This is a genomic window from Pantoea sp. BR_17 (assembly GCF_041955125.1).
Lineage (GTDB): Bacteria > Pseudomonadota > Gammaproteobacteria > Enterobacterales > Enterobacteriaceae > Pantoea > Pantoea stewartii.
In genome coordinates, this window is record NZ_JAVAXT010000013.1 from 98,078 (window position 1) to 112,166 (window position 14,089).

Annotated in this window: 12 protein-coding genes; 5 read left to right on the plus strand and 7 right to left on the minus strand. The window is 55.4% G+C overall.

Going from position 1 to position 14,089, the window contains the following annotated elements; all coding sequences use genetic code 11:
* Positions 1-311: 311 nt before the first annotated feature.
* The 4 genes from RAC60_RS18580 to RAC60_RS18595 form a co-directional block, all read right to left on the minus strand.
* Complete coding sequence (locus RAC60_RS18580; protein WP_033740651.1) at positions 312-1,136, minus strand: ABC transporter permease; 825 nt, start codon at positions 1,134-1,136, stop codon at positions 312-314.
* Between the two features lie 10 nt (positions 1,137-1,146).
* Positions 1,147-2,412 (minus strand): ABC transporter permease, encoded by a 1,266-nt coding sequence (locus RAC60_RS18585; protein WP_375094131.1) that lies wholly within the window; start codon positions 2,410-2,412, stop codon positions 1,147-1,149.
* Between the two features lie 45 nt (positions 2,413-2,457).
* Complete coding sequence (locus tag RAC60_RS18590; protein ID WP_033740647.1) at positions 2,458-3,483, minus strand: ABC transporter substrate-binding protein; 1,026 nt, start codon at positions 3,481-3,483, stop codon at positions 2,458-2,460.
* Positions 3,484-3,596: 113 nt separating this feature from the next.
* Positions 3,597-4,859 carry a 4-aminobutyrate--2-oxoglutarate transaminase gene (locus RAC60_RS18595; RefSeq protein WP_039339696.1) on the minus strand — a complete coding sequence of 421 codons (1,263 nt, stop codon included), beginning with the start codon at positions 4,857-4,859 and terminating at the stop codon, positions 3,597-3,599.
* 117 nt (positions 4,860-4,976) lie between these two features.
* Between RAC60_RS18595 and RAC60_RS18600 the strand changes: the two genes are divergently transcribed.
* Positions 4,977-6,470, plus strand: coding sequence for a PLP-dependent aminotransferase family protein (locus RAC60_RS18600; RefSeq protein WP_054633416.1), 1,494 nt, complete (start codon positions 4,977-4,979; stop codon positions 6,468-6,470).
* A 265-nt stretch (positions 6,471-6,735) separates the two neighbouring features.
* Positions 6,736-7,821 (plus strand): ABC transporter ATP-binding protein, encoded by a 1,086-nt coding sequence (locus RAC60_RS18605; protein WP_039339690.1) that lies wholly within the window; start codon positions 6,736-6,738, stop codon positions 7,819-7,821.
* 55 nt (positions 7,822-7,876) lie between these two features.
* On the opposite strand, the gene pta is transcribed toward RAC60_RS18605, so the two are convergent.
* Together pta and ackA are read right to left on the minus strand one after the other, a co-directional pair.
* Positions 7,877-10,024 carry a phosphate acetyltransferase gene (pta, locus tag RAC60_RS18610; RefSeq protein ID WP_006120035.1) on the minus strand — a complete coding sequence of 716 codons (2,148 nt, stop codon included), beginning with the start codon at positions 10,022-10,024 and terminating at the stop codon, positions 7,877-7,879.
* 69 nt (positions 10,025-10,093) lie between these two features.
* Positions 10,094-11,296, minus strand: coding sequence for an acetate kinase (gene ackA / locus RAC60_RS18615; RefSeq protein ID WP_033740641.1), 1,203 nt, complete (start codon positions 11,294-11,296; stop codon positions 10,094-10,096).
* A 333-nt stretch (positions 11,297-11,629) separates the two neighbouring features.
* Between ackA and yfbV the strand changes: the two genes are divergently transcribed.
* From yfbV to RAC60_RS18630, 3 genes are all read left to right on the plus strand, one after another.
* Positions 11,630-12,079, plus strand: a complete 450-nt coding sequence (gene yfbV, locus RAC60_RS18620) for a terminus macrodomain insulation protein YfbV (protein ID WP_006120033.1) — start codon at positions 11,630-11,632, stop codon at positions 12,077-12,079.
* 142 nt (positions 12,080-12,221) lie between these two features.
* Entirely contained in the window at positions 12,222-12,716 is a 495-nt protein-coding gene (locus RAC60_RS18625; RefSeq protein WP_006120032.1) for a YfbU family protein, read from the plus strand.
* 13 nt (positions 12,717-12,729) lie between these two features.
* Positions 12,730-13,389: a sugar phosphatase gene (locus RAC60_RS18630; protein ID WP_006120031.1), complete on the plus strand. Its 660-nt coding sequence runs from the start codon at positions 12,730-12,732 to the stop codon at positions 13,387-13,389.
* A gap of 30 nt (positions 13,390-13,419) precedes the next feature.
* On the opposite strand, the gene yfbR is transcribed toward RAC60_RS18630, so the two are convergent.
* On the minus strand, positions 13,420-14,019 hold the full coding sequence (yfbR, locus tag RAC60_RS18635) for a 5'-deoxynucleotidase (RefSeq protein WP_006120030.1): 600 nt from the start codon (positions 14,017-14,019) through the stop codon (positions 13,420-13,422).
* Positions 14,020-14,089: the final 70 nt, after the last annotated feature.

A 14,089-nucleotide genomic window follows, 5' to 3' on the forward strand; every position in this document is an offset into this window, starting at 1 on the left:
TGCTTTGCGAACGCCTTGCCGTTCGCAAAGCATCCTTCCTTCTTTTGCGGCAACGCGCTCCACAATACGATTGACGGCAGCCTTTTCCTGGCGGGCAGCGTCATTCTTCCTCGGGCGTCGGCTTTCGCTTTTCCGCCACCGCGCCAGTCTGTCTTGACGATGTCTCAGTCGGGTATTGCATTAAGACGTTTGATCGTTAACCCATTGTGGGGATCGTGGCTGACATCACGCGCCTGTGCCCGGGATCAATAAAAAATCGCCCTCTCAGTGTAAAGGGCGGTGTGGTGCGTGCGCAAAGCAAGTAAAGAGGATCAGACCGGCTGCGGCTGACGCATTTTTTCGCCACGGCGGCGCAGCACTTCCATCACGATCAGGAGCAACAGAGAGGCCGCAATCATAATGGTGGCTGCCGCTGCAATGGTGGGATCGAGGTTCTCGCGGATACCGGCAAACATCTGAATCGGTAGCGTCCGCTGCGTAGGGCTGGCAAGAAACAGCGTGACGACCACTTCATCAAAGGAGGTCGCGAAGGCAAATAACGCCCCGGAAAACACGCCCGGTGCAATCAGCGGCAGGGTGACTTTACAAAACGCCAGCAGTGGTGAGGCGCCGAGACTGACGGCGGCGCGTGTCAGGTTGGTGTCGTAACTTTTCAGGACGGCCACGACCGTGATCACCACAAACGGGACGCCCAGCAGCGCATGAGCCAGAACCAGCCCGAGATAGCTGTTTAGCAGGGACAGTTTGGCAAAGAAGAAAAACATGCCCACCGCGATGATCACCACCGGTGCAACCATCGGTGAAATGATGACTGCCATCACCAGCGCTTTACCGCGAAAGTCGCCCCGTACCAGGCCCATCGCGGCCAGTACGCCCAGCACGGTGGCCAGCAGGGTGGCCAGCGGAGCCACCAGCAGGCTGTTCATCAGCGCGCCCAGCCATTCGTTAGAATGGAAAAACGCGTCGTACCAGCGCAATGAAAAGCCACTGAGGGGATAGCTTAAAAACGAACTGGCGTTAAACGACAACGGCACGATCACCAGCACCGGCACTATTAAAAACAGCAGGGCGGCGGCACCGTAAAAATTAAACAGGTAACGCCAGACCCGCAGCAGCGTGGAACCTTGTTGTCTCATCATTTGCTCCTTAACGCACCGCGGCTTCAGAAGAAGTGCGGGTAACGCGCGAATAGACCACATACAGTAACGTGACAATGATCAGTAACTGGCTGCCCAGGGCGGCGGCCATGCCCCAGTTCATCGTGCTGTTAGTAAAGAAGGCGACAAAGTAGCTGACCATCTGGTCGTCCGGGCCGCCCAGCAGGGCTGGCGTCACGTAGTAGCCAATCGCCATCATAAACACCAGCAACGCACCTGCGGTGATCCCGGCAAAGGTCTGCGGCACATAGACGCGCCAGAAGGCGACAAACGGATGCGCGCCCAGCGACACCGCTGCGCGGACGTAGCTGGCGGATATGCCTTTCATTACGGCATACAGCGGCAGCACGATAAAAGGCAGCAATATATGTGTCATGGAGATGTAAACCCCCACCCGGTTAAACACCAGGGTGAGCGGGCTGTCGATAAGCCCGGTGCCCATCAGCGTGCGGTTGATTAATCCGCCGGACTGTAACAGCACAATCCAACTGGCCGTCCGCACAATCAGTGAGGTCCAGAAGGGCAGCAGCACCATAATCATCAACAGATTGGCCCGGTTAGAAGGCTGTTTCGCCAGCCAGTAGGCCAGCGGATAACCCAGCCCCACGCACAATAACGTCACGACGGTGGCCATCCATAAGGTGCGCAGCAGGACGTTGACATACAGCGCCTGATCCGGCGACTGCGCGGTGATTTCACCCGTTCTGGCATCGACTTTATGGTCAAACACCGACAGCAGGTAATAGCTGGTATAAGGCTTTGCTACGCGCTTCAGGGTTTGCCAGGTGGATAACTCGCCCCACAGGGGCTGTTTGTCGATAAGGGTGGCTTTGACGTTAAGGCCATCCTCGGGCGCCTGGCGCGGTACGGCCAGGATCAGGCGGCGAAACGCGTTATCTTCATAACTTAACCGCTTCGCAATCCCCGAAATCTGGCCCTGTTCGCGTGCCGCGCTGACTTCTTTTGCAAGCAGTGCATACAGGCTCTCATCCGGTAGCGCTTTACCGTCCCATTTCGCCAGGGCCTGGCTGGTTTGGGGTAGGGCGTCATTAAGCTCAGGATTGCTCACGCTCATGCTGAGGATAGAGCCGATAGGGAATAAAAAGCACACCACGACGAAAATCAGTAACGGGGCCACTAAAAACAGAGAGCGTTGTGTTTTTAACCAACCTGCCCGGTTGAACGAGTGGCGCAGACTGAACGCGCGTTCCGTACGGCTGACGGGCGCTGAATCCATCAAGGGATTTTGACTCATGCCGACCTCCTGAAAAGGGGCTGCCGGATCGCGTCCGGCAGCAGGTTATTTCGCGGCCCAGGCGTTAAAACGCTGTTCCAGTTCTTCACCATGCTCCAGCCAGAACGTGGCGTTAACCTGTACGGCTTTGGCCATGTTTTCGGGCGCTGTTGGCAGTTGAGCCAGACGATCCGCCGCCAGCAGTTTGCCTGCTTTGATATTGGCGGGGCCATAAGGAATATTTTCGGCATAGACCTTTTGGTTCTCAGGCTGCAGCGAGAAGGCGATGAATTTCTCTGCCAGCGCTTTATGTTTTGAGCCTTTCACAATCGCCCAGTTATCGAAGTCATACAGGTTGCCATCCCAGACGATTTTAAAGTTATGGCCTTCTGCCTGGGCGGTGCCGATACGGCCGTTATAGGCCGAGGCCAGCGTAACGTCGCCTGATACCAGCCACTGCAGCGGCTGTGCCCCGGATTCCCACCACTGAATATGGGGCTTGAGTACATCAAGCTTCTTAAAGGCGCGATCCACGCCCGCAGGTGTGGCCAGCACCTTATAAACATCTTCACGCTTCACGCCATCCGCCATCAGCGCGATTTCCAGGGTATATTTTGCGCTCTTACGCAGCGCACGTTTGCCCGGGAATTTTTCTACATCCCAAAAATCGGCCCAACTCGTGGGGGCGGTTTTCAGTTTGTTGCCATCGTAGGTCAGTACCGTTGACCAGACGAAGAAACCGGCCCCACATTCGCTGACGCTGCCTTTGGCAAAGTCCGCTTTATTGCCAATTTTGCTCCAGTCCAGGGTTTCAAACAGACCTTCTTCACAACCGCGCTCCAGTTCCGGAGTTTCCAGTTCGACGACGTCCCAGCCGATCTGTTTGGTTTCGACCATGGCGCGGATGCGGGCCATCTCACCGTTATATTCGCCTGCTTCGATGCTGTCTTTTCCCGCGGCCATGAACGGCTTATAGAACGCTTTATCCTGTGCGTCTTTATTCGTCCCGCCGAAGGACACTACCGTGAGGGTTTCCGCCTGTGCCTGCAGCGCCACGGCTGCCAGCACCATTGCCGCTATTTTTTTCATCATCCCCGAACTCCTGAATTATTCTTGTCAGGCAGAACTCACTGCCTGGTGTTTGCGTTGCAATCCTGATGCCATCAGCTCAGCTGACTGCGGAACGGGCAGCCAGCCAGCTCAACTTAGTGTTGACCGAGAATGCGATTCAGCAGATTTAATGCCGTCCGGAACTGTGCATCCGGGATGGTCAGCGGATAAAGGAAGCGAATCACGTTACCGTGGACACCGCAGGTGAGCAGAAGTAAGCCTTCGTCCAGTGCCGCCTGCTGGATGGCTTTGGCGATGTCCGCGCGCGGTTTTCCTGTGCTGTCGCAGAACTCAGCCGCAATCATCGAACCCCGCCCACGCACGTCCGCCAGCGCGTTACAACCCGCGCCTTTCAGCGTTTCGGCCAGCTGCCCGCCCAGTTGCAGGGCGCGCTCGCACAGGTTCTCCTCACGAATCACCTCCAGTACGGCCAGTGCGGCTGCAATGGCAGGAGGACTTCCCGCATAGGTGCCACCCAGCCCGCCGGGTAACGGGGCATCCATAATCTCAGCCCGTCCGGACACGGCCGACAACGGCATCCCGCCGGCCAGGCTTTTCGCCATGGTAATCAGGTCAGGCTGCACATCGGAATAGTACTCACTGGCAAACAGTTTCCCGGTGCGGGCAAAACCACTTTGAATCTCATCGGCAATCAGCAGGATGCCGTGTTCATCGCACAGCTTACGTAGCGCGGTGACGAAGGCCGCCGGTGCGACATTGAAACCGCCTTCACCCTGGATCGGCTCATAAATGATCGCTGCGACCTGCTGCGGGCTGATATCGCAGCGAAAAATCGTTTGTACACTCTCCAGCGCGTCCTCGACGCTACAGCCATGCAGTGCATTCGGGTAGCGGGCATGAAATACTGAGCCAGCAAAAGGGCCGAAACCGGTTTTGTACGGGGTCACTTTGCCGGTCAGCGACATCGTCATGTTGGTGCGCCCGTGAAACGCGCCGCTAAACGCGATGATGCCGGGACGGCCGGTCGCCGCGCGGGCAATTTTTACCGCGTTCTCAACCGCTTCCGCGCCGGTGGAGAAAAAGGTGGTTTTAGCAGGGCCGTTGACGGGCACCCGCGCATTCAGTTTTTCCGCAAGGGCGATGTAATTTTCATAGGGCACGATCTGAAATGCAGTATGGGTAAAACAGTCGAGCTGTTCCTTGATGGCGGCGATGACCTTAGGATGACGGTGTCCGGTGTTCAGTACGGCAATGCCGGCACTGAAATCGATGATTTCGCGGCCCTGGTGATCCCACAGCGTGGCGTTTTCAGCTTTCACCGCATAGAAATCGCACATGACGCCCACGCCGCGTGGCGTGGCATTGAGACGACGGACCTGCACTTCACTGTTACTCATAACGCGACCTCGTGGTGTTTGTTTCCATATTGTTACAGTGGAATTTGCCTTCTTGGTTTTAGCGTTTTCAGGGTTTTATAATCCAGAGCCAGTTTTTTTTATTTTGAGGTACCAATTTTGCGAAGCTTACTCGGTGACCTGCTTGCACAACGGCTGGCCGCGCTGTCCGGCGGTACGCTGAATAAGCGACTGTATGACGCGCTGCAGGCGGCGATTCAGGATGGATCCATTGCCACCGCAACACGGCTGCCCGCCAGCCGCGACCTTGCTCGCGAACTCGCGGTCTCACGCAATACCGTACTGGCCGTGTATGAACAGTTGCAGTCAGAGGGGTACTTACAAACCCGCACAGGTAGCGGCACGTTTGTCAGTGCGGTGCTGCCTGAAGAGGTGCCAGGCGGGCCGCTGGTCAGGCCGGTTTCGCCGCCAATGAAGCCCGTCAGGCTGTCCCGTCGGGGATCGCGATTACTGGCAAACAGCGGTGCCGGAAGTCATCAGTGGGGGGCGTTTATGCCCGGCGTACCGGATGTCAGTCACATGCCGCACGACATCTGGCGCAAAATCCAGCTTCGTCTGAGCCGACGCCTGCCCGTTGAGAACCTGAGCTATGCCAGCCACGGCGGCTGCACCGAGCTGCAACAGGCGCTGGCCGATTACCTGCGGGTGATTCGTTCCGTCAACTGCAGCCCCGAGCAGGTACTGGTGACCGCAGGCACGCATCAGTCGCTGGATCTGCTGGCAAAGATGCTGTGCGATCCGGGTGACCGGGCGCTGGTAGAGGAACCTGGCTACTGGGGCATTCGTAACGTGCTGGCGGTGAACGGCGTTACGCTGATCCCTACGCCGGTTGACGAGCAGGGGCTGGTGCTGCCCCCGGAGCAGCCTGACAGCCCTGCGCCGCGTTTAATCTGCGTGACGCCTTCCCATCAGTATCCACTGGGTGCGGTGATGAGCCTGCAACGGCGGCATGAGTTACTGGAGCGTGCGAAGCGCAGCGGCAGTTGGGTGGTGGAAGATGACTACGATGGCGAGTTCCGTTTTTCCGGCAGCCCGATGCCCGCGCTGCAAGGGCTGGCGGCGGATGCGCCTGTCATATACCTGGGGACGTTCAGCAAAACGTTGTATCCCGGCATTCGACTCAGTTACATGGTGGTGCCTAAATCCATGGCTACGCGTATGAAAATGGCGCACTCCGAGCTCTATCGCGGCGGTTATGGGCTGGTGCAGCTCACGCTGGCCGCGTTTATCCGCGAAGGGCACTATGCGGCTCATGTACGGCGGATGCGGCAGATCTACAGTCGTCGCCGCGCGGCGCTGGTCGCCGTGATCAGCCAGTCGCTGGGGGCCGACTGGATTGTGCATCACAGCAATGCGGGGCTGCATCTGGTGCTCAGACTGCCCGACAGCATCGACGATGTGGCGTTCAGCGCTGAGCTTGAACAGTGCGGTGTGCTGACGCGCCCGCTGTCTTCCTACTACCTGCAAGGCACGCCGCAGCGTGGGTTACTTTTGGGCTATGCCTGCGTTGACGAAGCGGATATCCCCAATGCGTTCGCGCCTGTCCTTGCCCGTCTGGAACACCACCTGCAAATCGCCTCAGTTTCCCCCTGAGGCACCACAAGTGTGCACCCTCTTACCTTGCCTGATTCTGTGATCTTATTCACGTTAATGTAATGTTAAATTTAAAAAGGCAATAAAATACAATGGTCTGCAAGAAGGTTTTGCAAGCCTGTTCGTTTTATTTTGTCAAATTCTGCTTGTGCGAATCAGCGGCGTTATGGTAGTGCTAAAAAAAGGCCCGCCAGGATTCGCATGTCAAACGGATGATGCATGAATCGTGCCGAAACCCTTTCCATCCTGTTTTCGAGAGTACGCCATGAGAAATTTTGTCAGTTTCAGGAATATCAAAAAGAGCTACGACGGCGACAAGCTGGTGGTGCGCAACCTTAATCTGGACGTGGCAGAAGGGGAGTTTTTGACGCTGTTAGGGCCCTCAGGATCGGGGAAAACCACCAGCCTGATGATGCTGGCGGGCTTTGAAACGCCCACCGATGGCGAGATTCTGCTGCGTGATAAACCCCTGCACACGCTGCCGCCCCATCAGCGTGATATCGGCATGGTGTTTCAGAATTATGCGCTGTTTCCCCATATGACCGTGGCGGAGAATCTGGCATTTCCCCTATCCATACGTCGCCTGAGCAAAGCGGATATCAAAGTGCGGGTTAAGCGCGTGCTGGATATGATTAAACTGACCTCGCTGGCCGATCGCTATCCTGCCCAGATGTCGGGTGGCCAGCAGCAACGTGTAGCGCTGGCGCGGGCACTGGTTTTTGAACCCAGGCTGATCCTGATGGATGAACCGTTAGGGGCACTGGATAAACAACTGCGTGAGCATATGCAGATGGAAATCAAACAGCTGCACAACCTGCTTGGGCTGACCATCGTTTACGTCACGCATGACCAGAGCGAAGCAATGACCATGTCAGACCGGGTCGCGGTGTTTAATGATGGCATGATTCAGCAGATGGACAGCCCGAGTAAGCTTTATGAGCAGCCAGATAATGCCTTTGTTGCACAGTTTATCGGCGAAAATAACTGCCTGTTAGCCACACAATCGGGTCAAAAGGGCGAGTATTATCAGGTGGCACTGGATAATGGCGTTCATCTGGACGCGCTGAAAGTCCGACCCAGTTCGCCTGGCAAACGTATCCAGCTCAGCATCCGGCCCGAACGCATCAACGTGAACGCACCAAAACCGGGCGACCAGTCTGTGCAGGCTACCATTCAACAGTTTATCTATCTGGGTGATCATGTCCGCATGCTGACCGACGTGGCCGGGCAGGGGAATTTTATGGTGAAACTGGCCTCATCCGATGTCGCGCCTGAGTGGAAACCGGGGAGCGAGGTTATGCTTTCCTGGCAGCCACAGCATTTACGTGCGCTGGATGTGACATTGCAATAAAAAAAGAGCATGCGGGCTGCATGCTCTTTGTTCTCACTACCGGTCAGGCGGTTTGTTACTGGCCTTCCGCCTGGAGTGACTGAATCGCTGTCAGGGCAATGGTATAGACGATGTCGTCCACCAGCGCACCGCGCGACAGGTCGTTAACGGGTTTACGCATCCCTTGCAACATCGGTCCGATAGAAATCAGATCGGCTGAGCGCTGCACCGCTTTATAGGTGGTGTTACCGGTATTCAGATCCGGGAAGATAAATACCGTTGCGCGACCCGCGACCTGCGAGTTTGGCGCTTTCGATTTCGCGACGTCTTCCATAATCGCCGCGTCATACTGCAGCGGACCGTCAATGACCAGATCCGGGCGTTTTTCCTGTGCCAGACGGGTAGCTTCGCGCACTTTTTCGACGTCGCTTCCTGCCCCGGAGTTACCGGTCGAGTAGGAGATCATCGCCACGCGCGGATCAATACCGAAGGCTTTGGCGGAATCGGCAGACTGGATAGCAATTTCAGCCAGCTGTTCAGCGGTAGGATCCGGGTTAATCGCGCAGTCGCCATAGACCAGCACCTGCTCCGGCAGCAGCATAAAGAATACCGACGAGACCAGAGAACTGTTCGGGGCGGTTTTAATCAGCTGTAACGGCGGACGAATGGTATTGGCCGTGGTATGCACCGCACCTGAAACCAGGCCGTCTACCTCGCCACGCTCCAGCATCATGGTACCGAGCACCACGTTGTCTTCCAGCTGTTCCTGCGCCACCACTTCGGTCATGCCTTTGTTTTTACGCAGTTCAACCAGACGCGGAACGTAGTTCTGGCGAACCACTTCAGGGTCAACAATCTCAATGCCTTTACCCAGCTCAACGCCCTGTACTGCGGCCACGCGCTGAATTTCATCCGGGTTACCTAACAGCACGCAGGTCGCAATGCCGCGATCGGCACAGATCGCGGCCGCTTTCACGGTGCGAGGCTCATCGCCTTCTGGCAGGACGATGCGTTTACCGGCTTTACGTGCCAGCTCGGTCAACTGATAACGGAATGCCGGCGGGGACAGACGACGGCTGCGTTCAGAGGTGGCGGTCAGCGACTCAATCCAGTCTGCATTGATGTAGCCTGCGACATATTCCTGCACTTTCTCAATGCGCTGTGTGTCGTCTACCGGCACTTCCAGATTGAAGCTTTGCAGACTCAGTGATGTCTGCCAGGTATTGGTTTTGACCATAAAGACCGGCAGACCGGTCTGGAACGCGCGTTCGCACAGTTTGGCGATCCGCTCGTCGATCTCGTAGTTACCGGTTAACAGAATAGCCCCAATCTCTACGCCGTTCATGGCGGCCAGACAGGCGGCAACCAGTACATCCGGACGGTCTGCGGAGGTGACCAGCAGCGAGCCTGGACGGAAGTGCTCAAGCATATGAGGAATGCTGCGGGCACAGAAGGTTACCGACTTCACGCGGCGCGTCTGAATTTCACCTTCATTAATGATGCGCGCGTTCAGGTGGCGGCACATATCAATCGCGCGGGTCGCGATCAGATCAAAGCTCCACGGCACGCAACCCAGGATGGGCAACGGGCTGTTGGCAAACAATTGGTCGGGATTGATATTGGCAATGCTGGCCTTCGTGGAATCATCGAAGATTTCAGACAGGTCGGGACGCGTCCGGCCCTGTTCGTCGACCGGCGCGTTCAGCTTGTTAATAATGACGCCGGTGATGTTTTTATTCTTCGCACCGCCAAAGCTGCTTTGCGTCAGTTCGATACGTTCTTTAAGCTGGGCCGGCGAGTCATTACCCAGCGCGGTCACAAACACAATTTCAGCGTTCAGTGTTTTGGCAATTTCGTAGTTAAGGGCGCTGGCAAACTGATGTTTGCGCGTGGGCACCAGGCCCTCCACCAGCACCACTTCTGCATCCTGCGTATTTGCATGATAGCGGGCAATGATTTCTTCCATCAGCACGTCCTGCTGATTGGATCCCAGCAAGGATTCAACGCGTGACATGGGCAGCGGTTCTGCCGCAGGAATACCGGAATTTTTGCGTACGATGCTGGTGGTTTGGTCGGGCGCATTGCCACCGGCGCGTGGTTGAGCAATGGGTTTGAAAACGCTCAGTCGAACGCCTTTACGTTCCATGGCGCGAATAACGCCAAGGCTAACGCTGGTCAAGCCGACGCTGGTGCCGGTCGGAATGAGCATAATTGTACGTGACACGATTGCACCTCTCAGAGTTCACTGGGTGTCAAAATAACACCGTCAGCCTGAGCTGACGGAGAAAGGATATCAGGCGGTAAGACGCGCGGCGTCCCTGGCGATGACTAACTCTTCATTCGTTGGGATAACCAGTGCCGGACGCGTGCCCTCTTTGTTGATGAAGCCCGCTTTACCAAAACGCGCGGCCAGGTTGCGGTCATGATCGAGTTCAAAGCCCAGCAGAGCCAGTTTCTTCAGCGTTAACTCGCGGACCATCGCCGCATTTTCACCGATACCACCGGTGAAGATCACGCCATCAAGACGGCCGTCCATCAGCGCAGTATAGCTGCCGATGTATTTGGCGAGGCGATGGCAGAATACGTCCATTGCGCGTTTGGCATCGTCTTTCGTGGCGTAATTATCTTCAACGTAGCGGCAGTCGCTGGTGACTTCGGTCAGCCCTAACAGACCGGACTCTTTGGTCAGCATCTTGTTGATTGCATCCACGTTCATGCCCAATGTATCGTGCAGGAAGAAGATGATGGCCGGATCAATATCCCCGCTGCGGGTGCCCATCACCAGGCCTTCCAGCGGCGTCAGCCCCATGGAGGTATCCACACATTCGCCGTTACGGATGGCAGAAACCGATCCACCGTTACCGAGGTGACAGGTGATGATATTCAGGGTTTCCAGCGGCTTATTCAGCATTTTTGCCGCTTCGTGGGTCACATAGTAGTGGCTGGTACCGTGCGCACCGTAGCGACGCACGCCGTGATCTTTGTAGAGCGCATAGGGCAGCGCATAGAGATAGGATTCTTCCGGCATTGTCTGATGGAAAGCGGTGTCAAAAACCGCCACATTCTTGTCAGACAAATGGGGGAAGTTTTTCATCGCTTCATCAATGCCGATCAGGCCCGCAGGATTATGCAGCGGTGCAAAAGAAGCGGCATCTTTGATACCCTGAACGACAGCGTCAGAGATCACGACCGATTGCGTCAATTTTTCACCGCCGTGGACGATGCGATGACCTATTGCAGCGATTTGTGCCGAAAGCTCTGGTTTTTGTGCCAGAATTGTTTTAACAATGAAATTCAGTGCTTCGCTGTGGGCAGCGCCAGCACCTAAAGGTGCTTCCTGTTTTTGGCCGTCAAGCTTCCACTTGATCCGCGCTTCGGGCAGGTGAAAACATTCAGCCAGACCTGACAGAAATTCGTCTCCGGTGGTGGGATTCAGAATGGCAAACTTAAGGGATGAGCTGCCGCAGTTCAGGACCAGTACTAACTTACTCGACATGGAAGTACCTATTTGTTAAAAGTGGCTAAAAAAAACGCAATCAGACATACAGCGTAGCCTATTGAAGCTGCCAGATTAATGACAAAAGTCATACCCGGGTCAAAATAATGCGTTATACGCAAAAAAAGTTGAGTTTTTACGCATAAATTTTAAATCACGCTTAAAACGGGTCTTATCGCCTCTGTGACAAAGAAGGTTGCGACACTGACGCGACTAAAACGGCGTCAGAATAGCCGGAGTCACCTTTAAAGACAAAAAGATTTGAAGGATGTTACGTAAAGTTGTGTCGTTATAGTTATTTTTCAAAAAATACAGCATTAGTTGAGGCGAGCCATGGCGAATCAATCTAACACGGGCTGGTTCCGGATGTTTCAGCGCGGACAGCATTATATGAAGACGTGGCCCAATGATAAACGTCTGGCACCAGTCTTTCCCGAAAACCGGGTATCAACGGCCACGCGTTTTGCCATTCGCTTTATGCCCCCGCTGGCGGTGTTTACACTGACCTGGCAGATCGCGATGGGTGGGCAACTGGGCCCTGCCGTCGCGACAGCGCTTTTCGCCTGCAGTTTACCGATGCAGGGATTGTGGTGGCTGGGCAAACGTTCGGTCACGCCACTGCCGCCGACGCTTCTGCGCTGGTTTCATGACGTGCGCACCAAACTGGAAGCCGCAGGGCAGGCGATTGCGCCGGTTGAAGGCACGCCAACCTATCAGGCGCTTGCCGATCTGCTGAAGCGCGCCTTTAAGCAACTGGACCGGACTTTTCTGGACGATCTCTAACCTGCAGCGTGCCGAAATATTGCATGTGAATCTGTGGTTAAATCAATGAAAAGCGATGTGGCAACCTCCGCATCGCTCCCCCTGTGTCATCATCCTTCCATCGTATAAAACCTGAACAGCCTCTGGGCTGAGGGAGAGAAAGATGGAAATGACCCACGCACAACGCTTAATTCTGGCGAACCAGTACAAAATGATGGCGATGCTGGAGCCTGAGAATGCGGAGCGCTTTCGGCGTTATCAGACCATTATTGAGCGCGGCTACAGCCTGCAGATGCGTGAACTGGATAAAGAGTTCGGCGAACTCTCTGAAGCCACCTGCCGTACGCTCATCGACATCATGGAAATGCACCATGCGCTACAGATTTCCTGGTCTAATCTGAAAACCGAAGGAGAGATCGATACCCGGCGCCTGGCGTTTCTGGGATTTGATGCGGCTACGGAATCCCGCTACCTTGGCTATGTACGTTTTATGGTGAATACGGAAGGGCGCTACACGCATTTTGATTCCGGCACGCACGGCTTCAATGCACAAACACCGATGTGGGAAAAGTATCAACGCATGCTGGCTTTATGGCAGACTTGTCCCCGCCAGTACCATTTAAGCGTAAACGAGATTGCGCAAATCATTAACGCCTGATGAGGAGTGACGTGTGGAGTACAGTGGTTTTTTGTTTGATTTAGACGGCACCTTAGTGGATTCATTACCGGCGGTTGAACGTGCCTGGTCTAACTGGGGCGCACGTCATGGCATTGCGGCTGATGAAATTCTGGACTTCATTCACGGTAAACAGGCAATCACCTCCCTGCGTCATTTTATGGCCGGTCAGTCAGAGGCCGCGATTCAGGCCGAGTTCCTGGCACTGGAAAAAACGGAAGCGGAAGATACGGACGGTGTGAAGGCGTTACCAGGTGCCCTGGCGCTGCTCACTCAGCTTAATGAACTGCAGATCCCCTGGGCGATTGTTACTTCAGGTTCTGTGCCAGTGGCTCATGCCCGCCACAAAGCGGCGGGCCTGCCTCTGCCTGCGGTCTTCATTACGGCTGAGCAGGTAGCAAAGGGTAAGCCTGAACCCGATCCCTACCTGCTGGGTGCCGAAAGGCTGAAACTGTCTCCAGCCGACTGTGTTGTGGTTGAAGATGCGCCTGCTGGCGTGATCGCCGGGCTGTCGGCGGGCTGTGCCGTCATTGCTGTCAATGCGCCAGACGAGACACCGCGACTGGATGACGTGGCGCTGCGCCTGACTTCACTGGCGTCACTAATCATTACCAGACAGCCAGCGGGTAAGTTTGCCTTTCACAGCCAGCCTTAAGTGCAGAGTGGCGGCATCGGGCCGCCCGAATCAGAGCGGTGTATCTTGCGAGATTTCGTCCAGAGACAGGCTAAAGCTTGGGATAAACACCTCAACAAAATAGCTCATCTCAGGCGAGCGACGCTGAGTCAGGGTTTTTTCCAGCCGCGCCTTGGCGAGTAAGAATTCATTGTTGCCTGCCGACAACTCTTCCAGGCATTTAACGTAGGCGCAGAGTGCGTCGGCCTGCTTCACTACCGCTTTCTCATCTTCACTGTGCAGATGTTCATCAATCAGCGGGCGATAAACGTCCTGCAACTCGTCGGGCAGCATCTCAATCAACTTCTGCTGCGCGATTTTCTCAATCTTTTTGTATTCATGGGCAATCTGCGCGTTGTAATACTTCACCGGGGTAGGCAAATCGCCCGTGAGCACTTCACTGGCATCATGGTACAGCGCCATCATCGCGATGCGCTCGGCATTCAGGTTACCGTTAAACTTTTTGTTCTTGATGATGGCCAGCGCATGGGCGACCATCGCCACCTGTAAACTGTGTTCAGAGACGTTTTCGGTCCGCACGTTACGCATCAGTGGCCAGCGGTTAATCAGTTTGAGGCGTGAGAGGTGGGCGAAGAAATGGCTTTGAGTCATGGTCATTCCTGTTTACGACAGGGGAGAGGTTAACTCTCCCCAAAATGACATCAGTATAGATGCAACAGGA